The 20,895-nt window shown below is 42.5% G+C and carries 19 protein-coding genes; all 19 read right to left on the bottom strand.

The genetic code is table 11. The annotated features are described in order from the left end of the window. Nucleotides 1-12 precede the first annotated feature (12 nt). The 19 genes from D3P96_RS02445 to D3P96_RS02355 all read right to left on the bottom strand — a co-directional run bounded on the left by D3P96_RS02445 (nucleotide 13) and on the right by D3P96_RS02355 (nucleotide 20,845). Nucleotides 13-756: a glucosamine-6-phosphate deaminase gene (locus D3P96_RS02445; protein WP_124942804.1), complete on the bottom strand. Its 744-nt coding sequence runs from the start codon at nucleotides 754-756 to the stop codon at nucleotides 13-15. 109 nt (nucleotides 757-865) lie between these two features. Beyond that, complete coding sequence (gene thrS, locus D3P96_RS02440) at nucleotides 866-2,839, bottom strand: threonine--tRNA ligase (protein WP_124942803.1); 1,974 nt, start codon at nucleotides 2,837-2,839, stop codon at nucleotides 866-868. A gap of 338 nt (nucleotides 2,840-3,177) precedes the next feature. Then, nucleotides 3,178-3,633 (bottom strand): flavodoxin domain-containing protein, encoded by a 456-nt coding sequence (locus tag D3P96_RS02435; protein ID WP_124942802.1) that lies wholly within the window; start codon nucleotides 3,631-3,633, stop codon nucleotides 3,178-3,180. A gap of 19 nt (nucleotides 3,634-3,652) precedes the next feature. Continuing rightward, nucleotides 3,653-5,668 carry a DNA mismatch repair endonuclease MutL gene (gene mutL / locus D3P96_RS02430; RefSeq protein WP_124942801.1) on the bottom strand — a complete coding sequence of 672 codons (2,016 nt, stop codon included), beginning with the start codon at nucleotides 5,666-5,668 and terminating at the stop codon, nucleotides 3,653-3,655. A gap of 18 nt (nucleotides 5,669-5,686) precedes the next feature. Continuing rightward, a complete protein-coding gene (gene mutS, locus D3P96_RS02425) occupies nucleotides 5,687-8,326 on the bottom strand; it encodes a DNA mismatch repair protein MutS (RefSeq protein WP_124942800.1) in 2,640 nt (879 codons plus the stop codon). A gap of 77 nt (nucleotides 8,327-8,403) precedes the next feature. Then, nucleotides 8,404-8,949, bottom strand: coding sequence for a YceD family protein (locus tag D3P96_RS02420; RefSeq protein WP_124942799.1), 546 nt, complete (start codon nucleotides 8,947-8,949; stop codon nucleotides 8,404-8,406). A 5-nt stretch (nucleotides 8,950-8,954) separates the two neighbouring features. Further along, nucleotides 8,955-10,139 (bottom strand): nucleotidyltransferase, encoded by a 1,185-nt coding sequence (locus tag D3P96_RS02415; protein WP_124942798.1) that lies wholly within the window; start codon nucleotides 10,137-10,139, stop codon nucleotides 8,955-8,957. Nucleotides 10,140-10,145: 6 nt separating this feature from the next. Beyond that, complete coding sequence (locus D3P96_RS02410) at nucleotides 10,146-10,892, bottom strand: class I SAM-dependent DNA methyltransferase (protein WP_124942797.1); 747 nt, start codon at nucleotides 10,890-10,892, stop codon at nucleotides 10,146-10,148. Next, nucleotides 10,892-11,257, bottom strand: a complete 366-nt coding sequence (gene rsfS / locus D3P96_RS02405; protein ID WP_124942796.1) for a ribosome silencing factor — start codon at nucleotides 11,255-11,257, stop codon at nucleotides 10,892-10,894. Before rsfS ends, D3P96_RS02410 begins: the two co-directional genes overlap by 1 nt. 1 nt (nucleotide 11,258) lies before the next feature. Next, nucleotides 11,259-11,864, bottom strand: coding sequence for a bis(5'-nucleosyl)-tetraphosphatase (symmetrical) YqeK (gene yqeK / locus D3P96_RS02400; protein ID WP_124942795.1), 606 nt, complete (start codon nucleotides 11,862-11,864; stop codon nucleotides 11,259-11,261). Then, nucleotides 11,857-12,483: a nicotinate-nucleotide adenylyltransferase gene (locus D3P96_RS02395; protein WP_124942794.1), complete on the bottom strand. Its 627-nt coding sequence runs from the start codon at nucleotides 12,481-12,483 to the stop codon at nucleotides 11,857-11,859. Before D3P96_RS02395 ends, yqeK begins: the two co-directional genes overlap by 8 nt. 26 nt (nucleotides 12,484-12,509) lie before the next feature. Then, nucleotides 12,510-12,824: a YhbY family RNA-binding protein gene (locus D3P96_RS02390; protein WP_124942793.1), complete on the bottom strand. Its 315-nt coding sequence runs from the start codon at nucleotides 12,822-12,824 to the stop codon at nucleotides 12,510-12,512. A gap of 2 nt (nucleotides 12,825-12,826) precedes the next feature. Further along, nucleotides 12,827-13,969 carry a ribosome biogenesis GTPase YqeH gene (gene yqeH / locus D3P96_RS02385; RefSeq protein WP_124942792.1) on the bottom strand — a complete coding sequence of 381 codons (1,143 nt, stop codon included), beginning with the start codon at nucleotides 13,967-13,969 and terminating at the stop codon, nucleotides 12,827-12,829. Further along, nucleotides 13,962-14,489, bottom strand: a complete 528-nt coding sequence (locus tag D3P96_RS02380; protein ID WP_124942791.1) for a YqeG family HAD IIIA-type phosphatase — start codon at nucleotides 14,487-14,489, stop codon at nucleotides 13,962-13,964. Before D3P96_RS02380 ends, yqeH begins: the two co-directional genes overlap by 8 nt. 121 nt (nucleotides 14,490-14,610) lie before the next feature. Beyond that, entirely contained in the window at nucleotides 14,611-15,759 is a 1,149-nt protein-coding gene (locus tag D3P96_RS02375; protein ID WP_124942790.1) for a D-alanine--D-alanine ligase family protein, read from the bottom strand. Nucleotides 15,760-15,847: 88 nt separating this feature from the next. Continuing rightward, nucleotides 15,848-16,822 carry a DUF2785 domain-containing protein gene (locus D3P96_RS02370; protein WP_124942789.1) on the bottom strand — a complete coding sequence of 325 codons (975 nt, stop codon included), beginning with the start codon at nucleotides 16,820-16,822 and terminating at the stop codon, nucleotides 15,848-15,850. Nucleotides 16,823-16,902: 80 nt separating this feature from the next. Further along, complete coding sequence (locus D3P96_RS02365; protein ID WP_124942788.1) at nucleotides 16,903-18,735, bottom strand: APC family permease; 1,833 nt, start codon at nucleotides 18,733-18,735, stop codon at nucleotides 16,903-16,905. Between the two features lie 154 nt (nucleotides 18,736-18,889). Continuing rightward, nucleotides 18,890-20,512 (bottom strand): chaperonin GroEL, encoded by a 1,623-nt coding sequence (gene groL / locus D3P96_RS02360; protein WP_124942787.1) that lies wholly within the window; start codon nucleotides 20,510-20,512, stop codon nucleotides 18,890-18,892. Between the two features lie 57 nt (nucleotides 20,513-20,569). Further along, entirely contained in the window at nucleotides 20,570-20,845 is a 276-nt protein-coding gene (locus D3P96_RS02355) for a co-chaperone GroES (protein ID WP_124942786.1), read from the bottom strand. Nucleotides 20,846-20,895: the final 50 nt, after the last annotated feature.

Genomic DNA, 20,895 nt, shown 5'->3' with positions numbered 1-20,895 from the left:
GCTTCACATTGACTATTCAACAACTTCGCTAAAAGGAATAATTTGGGCTTGATCACTTAACTTGCTTGCAGCTGCAGCATCAACAATCACCGTCACATTGGCATGGTTTTGAAGTGCAGACGCTGGAACATCTTCTGTGACAGGACCTTCGATCATTGCGGCAATGGCATCAGCCTTAGCATCACCATAAGCAACGAGCACAATGTGCTTGGCCTTCATGATACTTGCAATTCCCATTGAGTATGCATAGCGTGGCACATCAGCCTCATCTTCAAAGAAACGTGCATTTGCATCAATCGTTGATTGCGTCAAAGCGACGCGATGTGTCCCCTCATCAAATGGTGTACCTGGTTCATTAAATCCGATATGACCATTTTTACCTAAACCAAGTAATTGTAAGTCAATTGGATGCTCATCAATAATTTCATCATAACGCTTCACTTCAGCTTGGCCATCTTCGGCCAAGCCATTTGGGACAAAACTTTCGCGGAAAGGCTTTGCATCAAAAAGATGCTTTTGCATGAAGTAATGATAACTTTGTGGATTTTCAGGTGAAAGACCAACATACTCATCTAAGTTAATTGATGTCTTTTGACTAAAATCGAGTGCAGAATGTGTCAATTTCTCGTAGATGGTTACGGGCGTTGACCCTGTTGCCAAGCCAAACGTGTTCGCCCCTTGTTCCAAAGCAGTTTGAAACTCGCCAAAGCCAGCTTGTCCACCCATATCTTGATCAACAACTTGAATAATTTTCATGATAATTCCTCCTGAAATCCCCTTGTGGTATAGACCAATAATACCATAATGGTCTATACCAAGCAAGCAATAAAAAAAGATTCCCAAAATTTGGGAATCTTTTGCTTATTTACTTTTCGTCGCGTGCTTCTTCGACTTCTAAGTAACCACGTGAATGGTTCGCAATATCAGCCATTAGACGCGCTTGGAAGTCATCAAATGATTCAATTTCAGTATCAGTTGAACCGAAATGACGCACTGTGACAGAGTGATTATTCACTTCTTCATCTCCAACAACTAACGTGTATGGCACCTTTGAAGTTTGTGCATCACGAATCAAGTAACCCATCTTTTCGTTACGATCATCGTATTCAGCACGGATACCTTGCTTAACCAAAGTTTCCTTGATTTCTTCAGCGTAGGCACCGTGAGCTTCACGGTTAACTGGAATAATACGTACTTGTTGTGGTGCCAACCATGTTGGGAACGCACCCTTGTACATTTCAGTTAGATGCGCTGTGAAACGCTCCATCGTTGAAATGATACCACGATGGATCATCACTGGACGGTGTTGTTCACCATCAGCCCCAACGTAAGCAAGATCGAATTGTTCTGGCAACAAGAAGTCCAGTTGGATGGTTGAAAGTGTTTCTTCTCCACCCAAGGCTGTCTTGATTTGTACGTCCAACTTAGGACCGTAAAAAGCTGCTTCACCTTCGGCTTCAAAGTAATCCAAGCCCATGTCATCCATGGCACCCTTCAACATCTTTTGGGCCTTTTCCCACATATCATCATCATCAAAGTACTTTTCAGTATTAGCTGGGTCACGATATGACAAACGGAAACGGTAATCAGTGATATCAAAGTCCTTATAGACATCAACCATCAACTTCAAAATCTTCTTAAATTCATCTTCGATTTGGTCAGGCATCACGAATGTGTGTCCATCATTCAATGTCATTTCACGTACTCGTGAAAGTCCTGTTAGGGCACCAGACTTTTCATAACGGTGCATCATTCCCAATTCAGCCACACGGAATGGCAAGTCACGGTATGAACGTGGCTTGTGCTTATAAACCATGATGTGTGAAGGACAGTTCATCGGACGAAGTTCTAGGAATTCGCCATCACCCATGTCCATTGGTGGGAACATGTCTTCACGATAGTGATCCCAGTGACCTGATTGCTTGTACAAATTCAAGTTTGAAATAACTGGTGTGTAGACATGCTTGTATCCGTCTTGTACTTCACGGTCAACAATGTAACGTTCCAAAGTACGACGAATAGCAGCCCCATTTGGCATCCAAACTGGCAATCCGGCACCAACTTCAGCTGATGTAAAGAACAAATCTTGATCAGCACCGATACGACGGTGATCACGTTCCTTGGCTTCTTCACGACGCTTCAATTCAGCGTCCAAATCAGCTTGGTTCCAAAAAGCCGTTCCGTAAATACGTTGCAACATTGGATTTGAAGACTTTCCACGCCAGTATGCTCCGGCAACAGAAGTTAACTTGAAGAACTTAATCCAACCTGTTGATGGGACAAGACCACCCTTATCCAATTCAATATGCTCACCTTGCACAGCAATTGAAATCTTTTCATCGGCAGGCAAGTCATTAATCAATTCAATCTTGTATGGGTCATCCTTGAACAAATCCAAAGCTTCATCACGTGTAATTTCACGTGAAACGATTGGCAAGTTTTCCTTGACGATTTGGTGCATCACCTTTTCAATTTCAGGGAATTGGTCAACTGTAATTTGACCATCTGGCTTGTCAGTATCGTAGTAGAAACCATTGTCAATTGCTGGTCCCACACCAAAGTGCATGTTTGGGTACAAGCGCTTCAAGGCTTGTGCCAAAAGGTGTGATGTTGAGTGACGAAGGATTTGCAAAGCTTCGGGTTGATCCTTGGTAACAAGTTCAAAGTCACCATCTTCCAAAACTTCATCGTTCATACCAACATAGTTACCATTTAACTTGGCTGTCACGGCCTTCTTAGCCAGTGACTTTGCAATCCCGTTTGCAATTTCTAGTGGCGTTGTTCCAGCAGCATACGTTTTCACTGCACCATCTGGAAATGTTAAGTTTACTTCTGCCATTTATTCATGCTCCTTAGATTATATTTGTTGACTGATGTTGCCATAAAAAAAGTCCCGTTATGCTACAAATTTTGCAACATAACGGGACGCCTTTTTACGTGGTACCACCCGAGTTCAGTTAGATTGATAACATCAACCTAACACTCTAGTTCTCTTAACGCGAGAATACGCAACTGGTTTACCAGCTGACTCGGAAGGAGTACCGCAAAAGCAACTTGGTCCATTTCCACCTACTAGGACTCTCTTTACAAGTTGTGATTTCTACGACATATCTTCGTCAACGTTCTATTTAATTATCATTATACGCATATTTTTTTAAATTAAAAGGACCAATCGTCTTAATTTTCAAAGTTCCCTAAAAGGGTTGCCACAAAAGCTTGCAACCGCTCCGCATCTGCTTGATCGGGATACAAGTTGACTTTGACCCCCGGCGCACCCTGCTTGGCACCTGTTTGTGCGAGACGGTTTTCAAATGTATCAACTGCAGTACAGTAATCTTTGCCGTAATAATCATCACCAGATCCGGCCACCCCATAGACGATTTCTGGTAGTTGCACTTCGGCTAAATCATCATAAAAATCAAGTGCCTCATCTGGAATCGACCCTAAATCAAACGTGTACGGTACTAAGACAAGGATATCCGTATTTGCTTTCGTAATCGAATGTGGATCGACTAATTCAATCTGTTCGCGAGTAACATCAACGGCAGCATCTTCGAACGCTTTGACAATGATGTTAGCCACGGCCTCATTATTCCCCGTAATCGTCGCGAACATAACGCGTGCTTTTAGCATTTAGCTCTCCCTGCTTTCCTTAGAATGGATGCTCGTCGTATTCAACCCATGATTCATGGGAATCTTGAATCCGCTTAAACATTTTTTCCATATCGCTCATAGTAAAGGTCACCATGACCGGACGTCCGTGTGGACAATTGTATGGATTTTTGGTTTCACGTAATTGATCCAATAGACCTTGGGCTTCATAGTCATTCAGTGTCCAATGTGCTTTAATCGACCGTTTACAAGCCATCATGATGGCTGTCCGCTCTCTAAATTGGGCCAGCGTTAATGCGCCATCTCGTAAGAGCCAATCAATCATCTCACGCACTGTCGCTTCTTCTTGCCCGACAGGGAACCAAGCGGGATGATCGTGCATGATGAAGGTATTCGTCCCAAACGGCTCCAAGTGAATGCCTAATTCAGCAAGCTCAGCAAGCTGTCCCGAAATTTTTAGTGCATCGGCGGTCGCGTACTCTAGCACAATTGGCACCAACAAGCGCTGACTTTCAAGACCTTCTTTGGCAATTTCGTCGCGATAATACTCATACTTAATGCGCTCCTGCGCCGCATGTTGATCAATCATATACAAACCTTCTGGCCCCTGCGCAAACAGAAATGTCCCGTGCATTTGACCGAAATAATTCAACTCAGGCAAGCCGGTCCGGTCAGTTTGGTCACTGGTTTGGAAATCCAACTCCTCTTGTTGACCAGCATAAACTGGACCTGATACAGCTGTATCGACCGCGACTTCATCAAAGGCTGAAGCTGGGTGTGCGTAGCGTGCCGCAAATGACTGCACCTCAGTTTGCGTTAAATCAGCTTGCGTAGTGACTGTAATTGGTTCAATGGTTGCCTCAGGTATGTGCAAGGGTTCTGGCTCCACCGTTGACGTTGGCACAGGTTCAGGGGCTGATGTTGGCGTTGGCGTCTCAGCCACATCGACAGGTGCAACCCGTTCACTACGAAACGGTGCTGAAGTTTCATTCAATTGATTAACGAATTCAGTATCATCCGTTGATTTAGCTTCACCTAAATAATTTTGGTAAGCATTGGGGATGAGATTTTCTTGCGCAATCCGGTCATAAATTGTTTTTTCAATTAATGCCACTAATTCCGTTTCTTTAGATAAACGCACTTCGTGCTTTTGCGGATGCACGTTTACGTCAATGAGTAATGGATCCATTTCAATCTCCAACACGCTAATTGGGAAACGACCCACCATCAATTTTGAGCCATAACCTTTAACAACCGCGTTGGATAATTGATAATTCTTGATATAACGTCCATTGATAATCAGCGAGATATACGAGCGATTGGCTCGGGTTAACTCTGGTAAGGACGTTAACCCATTAATTTTAAAGTCATCATCCTCAGCGCTGAAGGCAATCATTTTACGGGCTTGTTGAATACCATAAACGGCGGCCACAACTTGCTGTAATTCCCCGTTTCCGGAAGTTCGTAAAAGTTCTTTCTTTTGGTGTACCAGGTGGAAGCTAATATCTGGATGACTCAACGCTAGGCGATTCACAACATCCACAATCTTAGAAAGCTCTGTCGATTGTGACTTTAAATACTTTAATCGCGCTGGTGTATTATAAAACACATCGTTCACTGTGATGTCAGTTCCCTTTCGCGCGGTGGTACCTGTTTCTTCTTGAACTTCACCTCCGCGGATGTGCACCAGCTTCCCAGCCTCTTGGTCAGCGGTGGCAGTTTTCAGAATAACGTCACTCACTGATGCGATAGAAGGTAGCGCTTCACCACGAAACCCTAAGGAGTTAATGCGAAACAAATCATGCCGCGATGTGATTTTAGAGGTGGCATGGCGTTCAAAGGCTTTCAAAACGTCTGCCTCAGGAATACCAACCCCATCATCAATCACACGCATTGATTTAATGCCTGCGTCTTCAATTAAAATATCGATATGCTGCGCTTGCGCATCAATCGCATTTTCAGCCAGTTCCTTAACAACTGAGGCCGGGCGTTCAATCACTTCACCGGCCGCAATTTGGTTCGACAAATTTTCTGATAGTACTTGAATTTGGTTCATCCTGACCTCCTTTCACTTTTATTCGCGTAACTGGTTTTGCCATTGGTTAATTTTCATCATGGCTTCTAGTGGCGTTAATGTTGCTAAGTTCAAATTTTGAACCTCTTGCGCAACAGCTTGGCTTTGTTCATCTGCTTCCAATTGGAACAAATCTAATTGACTTTCAGGTGTTTCAACAGGTTCAGGCGTTGGTGTTGTGACGGTTTCTGCTTGATAAACAGCAACTGGTTCAGCCAAGCTATCTGCGTCCTGTTCGGTTTCATTCAAGGTCGCCCCTTGTGCTTCTAGCCCATGTAGAATATCCGTCGCCCGACTAATAAGTGAGTCCGGTAGACCGGCCAGCTTAGCAACATTAATTCCGTAACTCTGGTCAGCAGGACCATCTAAAATCTTATGCGAAAATACAAGTTCGCCATTTTCTTCCGTCGCCCCAACATGAATATTGCGTAGATGTGGTAAGCTATCCGCTAATTCAGTCAACTCATGATAGTGAGTTGAGAAGAGCGTTTTCGCATGTGTATGGGCATGCACATACTCAATAATTGCTTGTGCTAATGCCATACCATCATAAGTTGCCGTTCCACGGCCGAGCTCATCAAATAGAATCAATGAGTGGCTTGTCGCATTTTGTAAGGCTGTGTTCGCTTCCGCCATTTCAACCATGAACGTTGAGTTTCCAGAAATCAAATCGTCAGCTGCACCAATTCGGGTGAAAATCTGATCGAAAATTGGCAACTTTGCTGAAGTAGCTGGGACAAATGACCCGATTTGTGCCATCACAACCGTTAAGGCGAGTTGACGCATATAGGTTGATTTACCAGACATATTTGGTCCCGTAATCAGTAAAATCAAATCATCTGGTGTCATCTTGACATCATTTGCAACATAGCTTTGATGTCCCAGTACTTTTTCAACAACTGGGTGTCGGCCATCTTTAATATCAATGGTCTCTTCATCTGTTAGTTCTGGACGAACAAAATGATAGTCTTCTGCGACCGTCGCCAATGAAAGCAGAACATCCAACGTCGAAATCGCATTGGCAAGTTGTTGAATGCGCGCAATATTGGTCTTAATCGTATCACGTACTTCAACGAACAAACGATATTCCAAATCACTTGATTCAGTCTGTGCTTCCAAAATTTCTTGTTCATGTTCTTTCAATTCAGGTGTGATAAAGCGTTCCGCATTGACGAGTGTTTGCTTACGTGTATAACGCTCTGGATCCAATTTATCAATGTTCGCTTTGGTGACTTCAATGTAGTAGCCAAAGACTTTATTGTACCCGATTTTTAATGAATTAATCCCAGTCGCTTCACGCTCAGTGGCTTCTAAATCAGCAAGCCATTGCTTTCCATTCGTTGTCACTTCCCGGTAACTATCAAGTTGTTGGTTAAAGCCACTCTTAATCACACCACCATCTGTCACTGAAATTGGTGCATCATCATCAATGGCCTCTGTAATCAATGTCTCCAAATCTGAAACCGGATCTAATTGCTTAATAAAGTCACCAAAGATTGTTTGATCAAGATCTTCCAATAACCCAATAATTTCTGGCATCGCACGCAGTGAGTTGCGGAGTTGTAACAAATCGCGACCGTTTGCGGTTCCGTATGCAATTCGACCGGCAAGCCGTTCTAAGTCGTACACTTGTTGTAACTTTTCTTGCAAAGCTGCCCGGGTAAAGTACTCATCAATCAACAAGCCGACCTTATCGTAGCGTTGTTCCAACGTTGTTCGATCCAACAATGGTTGCTCTAGCCATTGCTTTAGCATGCGGCCCCCCATCGCGGTTTTGGTGTTATCTAACAGCCACAGCAATGTTCCCGAACGTTTTTTCGTCCGTAAATTGGTTGTAATTTCCAGATTTGCGCGTGAGTTTCGATCAAGCTTTAAGAATTGTGCAACTTCATAAGGTTGGGCAACCTGCAAGTGATCTAGCGATCGCTTTTGCGTGCTAAAAAGGTAGCTAAGCAAAAGATTCGTCGTATTACTTTCGAGTTCGTCCGTTAAATCCTGATTCAAATACGACACTTCAGCATTATTCAATACTTCACTCTGTTTTGACTTCAAAATACCCAAATTGGTTAATGTCGCATTCAAATCATCCGGTAAATCACCAGTTGTCACGATTTCCTTCGTCTCTAACCGACTCAATTCATTCAAGACGGCACTTACCGTTTGCACGCGTGTGACTTTTAACTCCCCAGTTGAAAGGTCGGCATAGGCTAACCCAAAGTCTTGTTGATCATCCGCCATCATCAAACCGACTAAGTAGTTATTTTCCTTAGCGGCATCAGCTGAATCTTTCATTCGTGTTCCAGGCGTTACTAATTGCACCACCTCACGTTTAACCATACCTTCAGCATCAGCGGGATTCTCCATTTGCTCAACAACGGCGACTTTATAGCCTTGGTCGACCAAAATATCAATATAGTTTTGCGCCGCATGATGTGGGACGCCCGCCATTGGGATGGGATTTTCAGCATTTTTATTCCGCTGTGTTAGGGTTAATTCTAAAATTTGTGACCCTTTGATGGCATCTTCGTTGAATAATTCATAAAAATCACCCAACCGATAGAATAAAAACGCATCTGGATATTGCGCCTTAATCTCATTGTATTGTGCCATCATCGGCGTTGTCGTTGTCTTCTTCGCCATAGTTCCCCACTTTCTATCCAAGCATGTGGTATTGAAAAACGCTCACCGGTTTTTAGATACCAATAAGCGTCAACTCGTTATTCATCATCATTCAATAAATCAGCTAAACCAGCCATTGGCGTATGCTTTGCTTCAGGATCTTCGGCTTTTCTTGCAGCATAAGCATCTTCAGAAATCACTTCCCAATCTTTTCCAGATGGCATTTCATCAGTTGCTTTTTCTGATTCAGAAAGCACTTGCATAGGGATTGAGACCACAATCGACTCCATCACCGCTTCATCAAAATCAATTAAATCACGGTCAACTAAAATAATGGTCTCATCATCCTCATACCGATCAGCATGACTTACCTCTTGAATATAGATTTCATCCATATCCGTTTCTAGAGGCAATGATACTGGTGTTAATGAACGACTTGAAGGGGTTACAATCGTTGTCGCTAAATGTAAATGAACCAAAATATCATCACGATCTGCTTGAATATACCCAGTGACATGAATGGGTTCGATATCTAAGATGACATCCGAAAACTTCTCCATCATTGGTGATTTTAAATCTAATGTTTCATCGACCATTAAAGGTTCATTTTTGTAGTTTTGTAATTCAGCAAAATGCCATTTCATTACTTTCACCTCTCAAAATATATTGGTATACGCCCGGTATCTTGAGGTCGTTGATCAAATTCAGGCCGTGTAAACAGCTGATAAATCATCCCCGCCCGATAATCAAGCGCCATGATTGATGTCACATCCTGGTGACTAACACGGTTAATCACTGGATATTGCGTCAGATCACGAATATGCTTTAAATATTTTCGGCCAATCTGATCTTGGCCTAAAATTCTTGAATAAGGTTGATGCAGTGCCGTTGTTACCTCGCCCTGTGTCATATTCAACAAGACGTAGAGGAGGCTCCGACTAAGTCGGGCTCGCGTATAACGTTTTGATTTAAAATCATCCAAAAGCTCTGAGACCGTTTGATACTGATTTTTTTCAATTAACGTTTTTAAGCGATAGGCTAACCCATCATTCAGTTGATAAATTTGTTCTAAGTCAACAACCGGTGTCGTTCTCACCTTATAAAGTAGACTGGTTAACCATGCCCCATCAACCGGCTCAGTCTGCTCGCCTTGCGCCAGAAGCGCCGCCCCTGCTGCCGACATATACTGTTGTAGTTCGTCAATCCCATGACCACTTGCCAAGCGTAAGGCAGTCGCACTCGCAATCGCCGCGTGCTGGTCAAGCTTACGATCGTGATACTGCGCCTGTTTACGTTGAATTGGCTGAAGGGTTATTTTTTGCTGTAATCCAAGTTCAATGACTGCATTCGCGTATGCAAAGCCCAATAAATCGTTAGGACTCTCAATCCGATATCCAATCAAAGCTTGAATGACATCATTAAACTGAGTCGCATACGTTTTCGTATAATCTTGTTTAAAATGTTCCGAATGCGCTAAGGTTGCATGTGCCGTCTGCGCTAGACCTATAAAGTCCAACTCAGCATGTTCCGCGCCAAACACAATGGTCTCAACTTGTAAATCGGCCAGCAACGCCACCGCTCCCCGTGCAAATAAATGTGCCGGTTGAACGGCGAAAGCAATTGGCAATTCAACGACTAAGTTCAAACCACCTTCAAGTGCTAACTGTGTGCGTTGCCACTTGTCCATAACAGCCGGCATCCCACGTTGGACAAAGTTACCACTCATAACCGCGACGACAACGTCGGCACCAGTTAATCGTTTCGCCTCTTGAACATGAAAGTGGTGACCATTATGAAATGGATTATATTCAGTTATCAATCCAACCGCACGCATGCTGCCTTACCCCTTCGTTGCATTGAAGAACCAGCGTGTGGCTTGATCAACTTTTTGTGATCGTCCAAAGTCTGCTGTGACTTCAATATTTTTAAAGCCCACTTCAGTTAAGAGTTCTTGATACACTTTTAGCTCATATGTCTTTTCAGTGTGTAATTCTTGTAATTGACGGTAACCATCAATTTCCTCTTCATACACAAAGAAAGTTAATTCATGTTCAACCGTGTGCGCTTCACCTTCAACACCATATGAAGACCACATAAATGCTGTTTCATCATCATGCCAATTGTACATGTAGCCCGGATATACCTCATCCGTTTGCACTGGTGTAATGACATCAAACAAGAATTGTCCGTCTGACTCTAAATGATCATAGACTTGTTGAAAAGTTTGCTTAACTTCCGCTGGATTAGCTAAATAATTCAACGAATCAGCAAAGCAGGTAATCGTTTGAAATGTTAAATCCAAATCTGACCATTCCCGCATATCACCTTCGATTAACGGTAATTCTACATCAGCTTCCTGCGCATGAGTCATGGCCAAACTAAGCATTTCTGGTGACAAATCAAAATTAAAGACTTCAGGATAACCAGCTTGCTTTAACATAACCGCCAGGCGACCCGCCCCACCTGCTAGTTCAAGCAACCGGCCTTGTGGGTTTTTAATCTTTTTTTGCGCGTAGGCAAACCAATCGGCATAGGCGTCTTCATCGAACAATTGATCATAAAGACTCGCAAAAGTTCCGTAATTCATTAGAATGAATCCTCTTCCACCCAATCAGAAATATCAATTTCTGGTGCATCGCCCCATAACTTTTCAAGATTATAGAAATGACGCACATCATTCTTAAAGATGTGGACAATCAAATCACCATAATCTAACAAAACCCATTGTCCTTCACGTCGACCTTCTTGACGTGTCAAAACGAATCCGGCCTTCTCCATTTGGTCGACAATTTCATCGGCAATCGCCAACACTTGACGTTCCGTAGGGGCTTGCATAATCAAGTATTCATCAGCAATAAAGCTAATCCCCTCTAAATCCAAAGCGACGATATCTTCGGCGCGCTTACTATCAGCAGCTTTAACTGCAACTTCTAACATTTCTGATTCTGCCATGTTATTTTGTACTCCATTCGTTGTATGTTGTGATGGTACCCGGATAAATGGGCCCTTGTTTTTTCAATAAAAATTCTAGGGTGTGTCGTGTTTGCCAACCAACACTGGCTGCCAAATCATCAAACGCCAGTTGACGTACTTCTGTCACACCTGGGAAATCGCGTCCAGCTTCGACATAATCTGCCATATAAATAATTTGGCTTAGTGGCGTCATGTAGACCGCCCCAGTTGTATGTTGTCGAATCGCATCAAGAATATCTTGATCCGTAATATCAAGCTCATCATGTACCATTTCCGCACCAACCACACCATGCCAAAGGTAGTTGCCCCAATTTTTAAAATCAGGATCCAAATGCTTGGCGTCAATAACTGCCAAAAAATCAGTATCGGAACGTTCCTTAGCATAATCATGGGTTAATGCCGCAATTGAAGCCTTTTCAGGATTTACGTGCCATTTTTCAGCAAGTTCGAGCGCCATTTTTTCAACTCGCAAAATATGTTCAAAGCGATATGTCGAAACTTGGGCTTCAACATGTTTAATTAAATCTTCTCGCGTTCCGGGATAATACTTGTCCGTATAGATTGGAAATGTAAATGTATCAGTCATTTAAATATAATCCCTCCTTGAAAATATAAGCGGCGACCATGTCTGGAACCATGTAGCGGATAGAACGATGTTCAGCAATTCTTTGACGAATATCAGTTGAACTGATTTCAAGTTGTGGCATTTCAACCCATTCGACGGGGTATTCCGTCTCAGTTGGTTGCCCCTTACGGTGAACACCTACAAAATGAACTAATTCAAGCAACTCATCAATCCGATGCCAAGTTGGTAAATAGGCAACCTCATCGCCACCGATGATAAAATAATATTCTACATTTGGATTAGCTTCCTTGAGGGCAGCCATTGTGTCATACGTATAACTTTTACCACCACGCATCACTTCGCTCAATTCAATATCGAATTGACGATTGCCCATGATGGCAGCGCGTACCATGTTGACGCGGTCTTTAGCATCAATGGCTTTCTTTTCATCAACATGTGGTGGCAAGGCATTCGGCATAAAGCGGATTTGATCTAAATGTAATTGGTCTGCCACTTGCTCGCCAATCATTAAATGTCCATAGTGTGGTGGATTAAATGTCCCACCCAAAATGCCCACCTTTAAAGGTTCTTGTTCCTCTAAAGTTGCCGTTTGAACTTGAATTTTCGTTTTAATTTGCATCACGCTACCTCAACCCGTACTCTGCGTTAAATGTGACGAACCTCAGCTGAATAGTGACGACGATCTTTATCGTTTGATTCACCAAACAATACCAAAGTGTGCCCAATTGATTGCACAACTTGAATATCTGAATTATCTTCAATAAATGCTTTTAATTCAGCCACGGTCACGTCTGAGTTTGGCAAAATATTTACCTTGAATAGCTCGCGCTTATCAATGGCATCCCCTAATTGGTCCAGCCAATTTTCAGTCATACCTTGCTTTCCAATACTAAATAATGGACGCATATCATGTGCAGATGCACGTAGGTAACGCTTTTGTTTTCCTCTAAGTTCAATCATGTTTATATCATCGCCTTTCGTGACAAAACAGATACGCCCTTTGGCGCCCATGCTGCAACAACGGCGTTAGCTGGGACAGTTACCCAACCTAAACCATCAATCACGATGTCTGTTTTTTGTGTTGTTTTAAATTCATGACGTTGCAATGGTGGCAAGTCTTTCAAATGGTCCGCTTCTGGTGGTGCTAATAATTCACCAGCATGTTGATCATAGAAAGCATCCGCCTTTTCCAACTTTGTTCTGTGCAACATCAAATTATTTTCAAAGTAAGCCGTAAAGCCACCCTTTTCACCTTGGACAAAATCAAAGCGAGCCAAGGCACCGGCAAAAATGGTTTGCCCCGGGTTTAATTGATACGTTCGTGGCTTGAGTTCCTTTTGTGGAGAAACATACTTCAAATCCTTAGGTGTCAAATAATGGGCCATTTGATCTTGATGAATAATTCCTGGGGTGTCGATAATTGATGAATGATCATCCAATGGAATTTCAATACGATCAAGCGTGGTACCAGGGAAACGGGATGTGGTGATCACATCTTGACGTTCACCGGTCACTTCTTTAATGATTTGATTAATCAACGTTGACTTACCAACATTGGTAACCCCGACAACGTACACATCGCGTCCGTCCCGGTAGCGTTCAATCATATCAAGTAGAGCAGGCACATCATCCCCATTCTTACCTGAGGTGAGGGCAATATCGTCGGGACGTAACCCTGCAATATTGGCTTGTTGACGCATCCAATCCTTTATTTTAGAACGACGAAGTGAACGTGGCAAAATATCAATCTTATTTCCCACAAGGATGACTGGGTTGTCCCCAACGAAACGGTGCAAACCAGGAATCAGTGAGCCTGAAAAGTCGAACACGTCCATGACGTAGACAACCAATGAATCCGTTTGTGAAATTTGATCTAACAAACGACGGAAATCGTCGTCCGTCAAACTAACCGGTTGGATTTCGTTATAATGACGCAAACGGAAGCATCTTTTACACAAAATCTCTTCGTTTTCAAAACCTTTTTTTAATGCTGACATTGGTGTATAACCAATCGCATCTGGGTCGGTTGTTTGAATTTTTGCGCCACATCCAATACAACGCAAATCATCGTTTAAATATTCCGCAATTTCTGCTTCGTTAATCAATTGAAGTCCTCCATGTCATGTCGGGGTGCTTTTTCATCACCCGCTTTTTTACGCCTTTTTCAAAAAAACGGTTAATTTTTGTATTCCATTGATCCGTCTCAATCAGTGGCTTCACTAAAATACTACGAATACCTGCACGATTTGACGCCAATACGTCGGTCAGCAGTTGATCACCAACCATTACCAACTCGTTTGGTTCTAGATCCAATGCGTGTTGCGCTTCTTTTAGGCCCTTGGTACTTGGCTTATATGCGCGTGAAACAAAGGGCAAATCCAATGGCTTGGCCACACGTTCAACCCGATCAGCTGAGTTGTTTGAAACAATCATGACCGTAATTCCGGCTGTGTGCATTTGGTCGAGCCAATCATGTAATTCTGGTGTACCGTCTGGGTTATTCCAGGCAATTAACGTATTATCTAAATCCGTCAACACCGCTTTAATCCCTTGGGCATTTAATTGTTCTGGTGTCAGATGATAGATTGCATCTAACATCCATGTTGGTGTAAATGATTCAGTCATTTTTAATCCTTTTTAGTCTATAGTCTTAGTTTATATTATACGCTAATTCGTTGACTGAATAAAGCTCCCTGAACATGATAAAAGACCGATGGAATATCCCACCGGTCTTTTTATTCACGCCTTATTCTGCACGATCAGCGTTGTAATTTTTTTGTCCAACCTTTTCATCACCCAAAGCAATGAAATCATATGACAACTTGTTATTACGTTCAAATTCAGCCAAACCATAATCAATAATTTCATCGATTAATTGTGAGTAGCTCAAACCTGACACTTCCCACATTTGTGGGTAAAGTGAAATATTTGTGAAACCAGGCAAAGTGTTAGGCTCACCCAAGTATGGCACACCATTCTTGTCAACCAAGAAATCCATACGTGTAAGTCCAACCAACCCCAAGGCCTTATAAGCATCAAGCGCCATCGTTGTAATTTCTTGTGCAAGATCATCATCAAGCTCAACGGGCAAATCAAAGGCAACCCCTGAAGCGTCAACGAACTTGTTGTTGTAATCGTACCAAACATCTTCCTTTGGCACGACGACAGCACCTAACTTTGAGGCACGTGGCTGCTCGTTACCCAAAATTGAAATTTCAATTTCACGAGGTTGATCAATTGAAGCTTCAACCAAAACTTTGTAATCATATTGGAAGGCATCAGCAACCCCTTCAGCAAATTCTTGTGCATTGGTAACACGGTGAATTCCAACTGAAGATCCTTGCTTAGCAGCCTTAACAAACAAAACTTCTGTCCCAACTTCCTTCACCACGTCATCATATGTGTATGATTCGTAGTTTTGGTCAGTCAACAACACATAGTTTGTGTTGCGGATACCCGCTTGGTTCAAGATTCGCTTCGTCAAGTCCTTGTCAAATGCCATTGCAGAGGCGGCTGGGCCAGCACCAATATATGGCTTCTTCAACAAACGGAATAGTGATTGCAAAGTTCCGTCTTCACCCAAGTTACCGTGAATAACTGGGTAGAACAAATCAACGTCCTTTAATTCAGTCAAGGCCATCAATGGTGCCAATGGGTTGTGTGGATCAAGTGCTGATTCCGCTGCTTCAACGACACCATCTTCAGGTTCCCCTTGCAAGACACGCATTGAATCAGTTGGGTTAATCACCGTTCCATTCTTTGAGACCAAGAAGACGTCAACGTCATACTTATCCTTGTCCATTGCTTGATAAATGTTTAATGCTGAACGCTTTGATACATCGTGCTCTGATGAGTTACCACCAAACAACAATGCAATATGCAGTTTTTCTGCCATGTGTTTGTTCTCCTACTATCTTTTTAAACTTCAACTGTGTTATCCGAAACTCAAGTATAACACGCTTGTTTTTATTACGGGTTAGAAACTAGAAAAATTTCAAATCTTTTAAGTAATTAGTAATACTTGCGGGGGTCTTTTCATTCAACATCAACGCATCAATCAGTCGATGTTGATTATTAATTCGGTGCCAATCCCCCTCGTTCTTCGGTTCCCCTAATACCATCATTTCTTGTCGCATCTGCTTCAAAGTTGACAGCACATAATCAATATACAGCTGATCAAAAGCCATCAAATTAACAAGGTACGCTGCAATGCGTTGTTCTTCACCCATTAACAACGGCGTTCTCAACCGTTTATAACGTTCCATCAAAATCGTTAACAAGAAGATTTTGTCCAGACGTATGAGTTGTTCATCAAAGTTAAAGGCATCAAGCACGTGCCCAATATGTAAAAAGGCCCGAATATTACCTTTTTGATCCACAAAGCCACGTGTATCCGTTTCTAAAGCGATATACGTCCCTAATAAATCAAGCATGCGATCATAATCGATTTTCGTATAAGGTAACGGATGTTCCCAAAGTTTCATGATTGAAACTAGGCACAAATTAAACGAACGCAGAAAAACACCATCATTATCTTGTTCTAATAAATGAAAATATAAAACTTCTGGTCGAAAAACGTGCGCATTCAGGGTTAATAGTTGTTCGGTCGTTAAAATCTGATTTTGAATCAGTTGCAGTAACACGTTTAGCGACATGTCTTCGCGTATTTCAGGATCTGTTTGGCCTAAACCATTAATTAATGTGGCCAAGTCTTCATCCGTAACACTCTGTAATTTGTTGGAGAGTAATCCGCGTTGAAGTCGCGTACCTGTTTCCACGATAAGTTCAACTTCATAATCATCCAATTGGGCGACAGGTGTGGCTGGATCTTTATCCCCTAAATCATCTAGCAGCTCGCCGACGCGCAGTCCTAATGATTCATATAATTCGCCCGCCTGCATTTCTTCTCGCATCAGATGCAGCTCTCGTTGCACCTGATTGATTAACTTGCTGCTCATGTTATCTCCTCTCGCCGTTAAAGCGTTTGTAACAGTATAACAAATAAAAAGGCTCGTAGGATAAATACGAGCCCGTTTAATTATTCTTTTAAGTGATAATAATACATTGAAACAATCACATTTCGATTGGCTAATGCATTATGTAGTCGAATACTATTCTGATTATGCAAGGCATTTTGCCAAGAATGTTTTGGCACAAATCTTGGAATCAAAATCGTCACTGAATGGTTACGCTCCTCTGCACCCTTTGTAATTTCGTCAACAAATCTTACGGCTGGTTCCGTAATCGATCGATATGATGAATGGATGTCAACATAACGGATATCAGGGAATTCTTTTTTAAATTCTTCACTCAACTTATGTTCTTTTTCTGGGTGTGAATCAAAGGAGACGTGCATTGCAATGACTAAATCACCGATTGACTTCGCATAATCAATCGCCTCAGCTGTAACACGCGTTAGGTTTGAAACCATCACAATCACAGTTGAACCCGTATACGTGTGCCGTTTAACGGGTTGTTCAGAGATGATTCGTAATTGCTTCGCCACCAAACGATAATGTTGATTGATCTTCAAAAATAGCTTAATTAAGATTGGCATAATGATGAAATATGGCCAAACTGAGCCAAAATGAAGCACCATCAATGAAACCACTAAGATTGCAGAAATTGTCGCACCAACAAAGTTAATGGCAATCTTTCCATACCAATGCCCTTCACGATGACTTAGCCAGTGTTTAATCATACCAGATTGTGACAAAGTAAACGGTACAAAGACCCCAATCGCATATAGCGGAATCAATCGTTCGGTTGAGCCGTTGAAAATAATCACAAGCAAGACAGCCCCAATGGCTAGCGACATAATCCCATTGGAATAGCTTAAGCGATCACCCTTATCTAAATAGATGTGTGGCATAAACTTATCTTTTGCAAGGTTATACGCTAATTGTGGAAAGGCTGAAAAACCGGTATTTGCCGCAACAGCCAAAATCATTGCTGTGGAAACTTGGAAAACATAGAACAACAATCCATGCCCGAAGGCCATCTCACCAATTTGCGACAGTACTGTCACATGCGCAGTTGGAATAATACCAAACCAATATGACATAAAGGTAATGCCACCAAAGAATACGCCCAAAATCAATGCCATGATTCCCAAAGTAGCTGCTGCATTCTTGGCTTTAGGTTTCTTAAAGTTAGGTACCGCATTCGAAATAGCTTCAACCCCAGTCAATGATGACGAACCACTTGAGAAAGCCAGCATGAACAAAAGCGGAGTTGCCCCTGCAAAACTCGTTCCCACTGCTGCTGTCGCATGATACGTAATATGTCCAGTTGCAATGTTGAAGAAACCAAATCCAAGTAGAATTACCATCATCGCGATGAAAAAGTAAACTGGAATGGTCAAGAACCCCGCCGATTCACGAACCCCACGCAGATTAATGGCCATTAACAGTAGAATCATCAATACCGCAATGACAACTGAGTACGGTCGCATCGACGGCACAGCCGATGTGATGGCTTCCGTTCCAGAAGCCACCGATACAGCCACGGTCAACATATAATCAACCAGCAATGATCCTCCAGCCACCAATCCAGCTTTCCGGCCCCAATTCTGTGATGTCACAACATAAGCACCACCACCACCTGGATATGCTTTAATAATTTGGCGGTATGAAAGGACAATTGCTGCCAACAAAATGATCACTAGTCCAGCAATTGGAAGTTGCCACCATAAGGCAACCGTTCCAGCAGCGAGTAATGCTGTTGTAATTTGTTCAGTCCCGTATGCCACTGATGAAAGTGCATCCGAAGACAACAAAGCCAATGCTTTCGTTCGCGTTAATTGTTGCGATCCCTCATCGAGAGTCCTCAATGGTTTTCCAATCAATAAACGCTTCACAAAACGCCACATATTCTCTTTCCTATCCCTATCCTTTATTTTCTTAACACTGGCTATTGTAGTGCTATCGAACTCGCTTGTCTATGCTTGGTTTTTTATTTTTCAATAAAAAAAACGCTACGCAAAATTACGTAACGTTTTATTGAAATGCACTTGGGCATTTAAATTACATCATACCACCCATACCAGGTTGTCCAGCTGGGGCAGCAGGTGCATCATCATGTGGTTGTTCAGCAACAACCGCTTCAGTCGTCAACAACAAAGCTGAAACTGATGCAGCGTTTTGCAAAGCAGAACGCGTTACCTTAGTTGGATCAACAATTCCAGCACTGATCATATCAACCCACTCACCAGTAGCGGCGTTGTATCCAGTTCCTTGAGGTTGATCCTTCAATTGGTTAACCACAACTGAACCTTCAACTCCGGCGTTTTCAGCGATTTGACGAACCGGCTCTTCAAGAGCGCGCTTAACGATGTTAATTCCAGTTTGTACATCACCCTCTTCTGAAAGTGCAGCCACGGCAGGAATTGCATTAACCAAAGCAGTTCCACCACCAGCAACGAATCCTTCTTCAACGGCAGCACGTGTCGCATTCAAAGCGTCTTCAATGCGGTACTTGCGTTCCTTCAATTCAGTTTCTGTAGCAGCACCAACGTTAATCACTGCAACACCACCAGCTAACTTAGCAAGACGCTCTTGCAACTTCTCACGATCAAAGTCAGAAGTTGTTTCTGCGATTTGCTTCTTAAGTAAGTCAACACGCTCAGTCAAAGCTTCCTTTGATCCGGCACCTTCAACAATAGTTGTTGAATCCTTAGTTACGGTAACCTTAGCAGCTTGACCAAGTTGTGCAATGGTTGCATCCTTCAAGTTCAAACCTAAGTCATCAGTAATGACAGTTCCACCAGTTAGGATGGCAATATCTTGTAGTTGTTCCTTACGACGATCACCAAATCCAGGTGCCTTAACCGCAACAACATTGAATGTTCCACGCATCTTGTTCAAAACAAGGGTTGGCAAAGCTTCACCAGTAATATCATCGGCGATAATCAACAATGAACGTCCTTGTTCAACCACACCTTGTAGCAAAGGCAAGATGTCTTGGATGTTGGCAATCTTCTTGTCAGTAATCAAGATATATGGGTTGTCCAATGAAGCTTCCATCTTGTTTTCGTCAGTTACCATGTACTGTGACATGTAACCACGGTCAAATTGCATTCCTTCAACAACATCCAAAGTGGTCTCAATTCCCTTTGACTCTTCAATCGTAATGACACCATCGTTTCCAACCTTGTCCATGGCATCAGCAATCAAACTTCCAACTTCTTCATTAGCTGCAGAGATTGAAGCGATTTGAGCGACTTCATCCTTAGTTGAAACCGTCTTTGACATGTCGTGCAAAGCTGAAACAGCTGCATCCGTCGCCTTTTCGATTCCGCGACGAACACCAACCGGGTTAGCACCGGCAGTAACGTTCTTCATTCCTTCGTTAACGATAGCTTGCGTAAGGACTGTTGCAGTCGTTGTTCCATCACCAGCAATATCGTTTGTCTTTGAAGCAACTTCAGAAACGAGCTTAGCACCCATGTTTTCAAAATGGTCTTCTAGTTCAACTGACTTTGCAATGGTAACACCATCATTCGTAATAGTAGGTGCGCCGTATCCTTCTTCGATAACAACGTTACGGCCCTTAGGTCCAATTGTTGTCTTTACTGTATCAGCAAGTTGGTCAACCCCAGCCTGCATCTTTGAACGTGCATCTTCTGAAAACTTAATATCTTTTGCCATAAGTTATTCACCTCTACTAATTCTAATCTTTGTATTTTTATTTATTCATTGCATCTCTTAAACGATGGCAACAAGGTCCTTCTCATGAAGGACGAGATAATCTTGCCCATCAACTGAAAGTTCTGATCCAGCATACTTATCAAAAATCACTTCATCACCAACTTTTACCGCTTGGGGCGCAGTTAAGTCACCGATTGATTGCTCTGAAACAGCAACAACGACTCCTTTGACTGACTTTTCTTGCGCATTAGAAGCAATGTAGATACCACCAACACTTTGTTCTGGTTCTGCCTCAACTTGCAATACGACACGATCTCCTAAAGGCTTAATCATAATCTAATAACCTCCAAACAAATTTATATATTCTTTCTAGCACTCTTTAT

This window comes from Weissella viridescens (genome assembly GCF_003862435.1).
Classification (GTDB): Bacteria; Bacillota; Bacilli; order Lactobacillales; family Lactobacillaceae; genus Weissella; species Weissella viridescens_A.
This window is presented reverse-complemented; position numbering and strand designations above follow the sequence as displayed.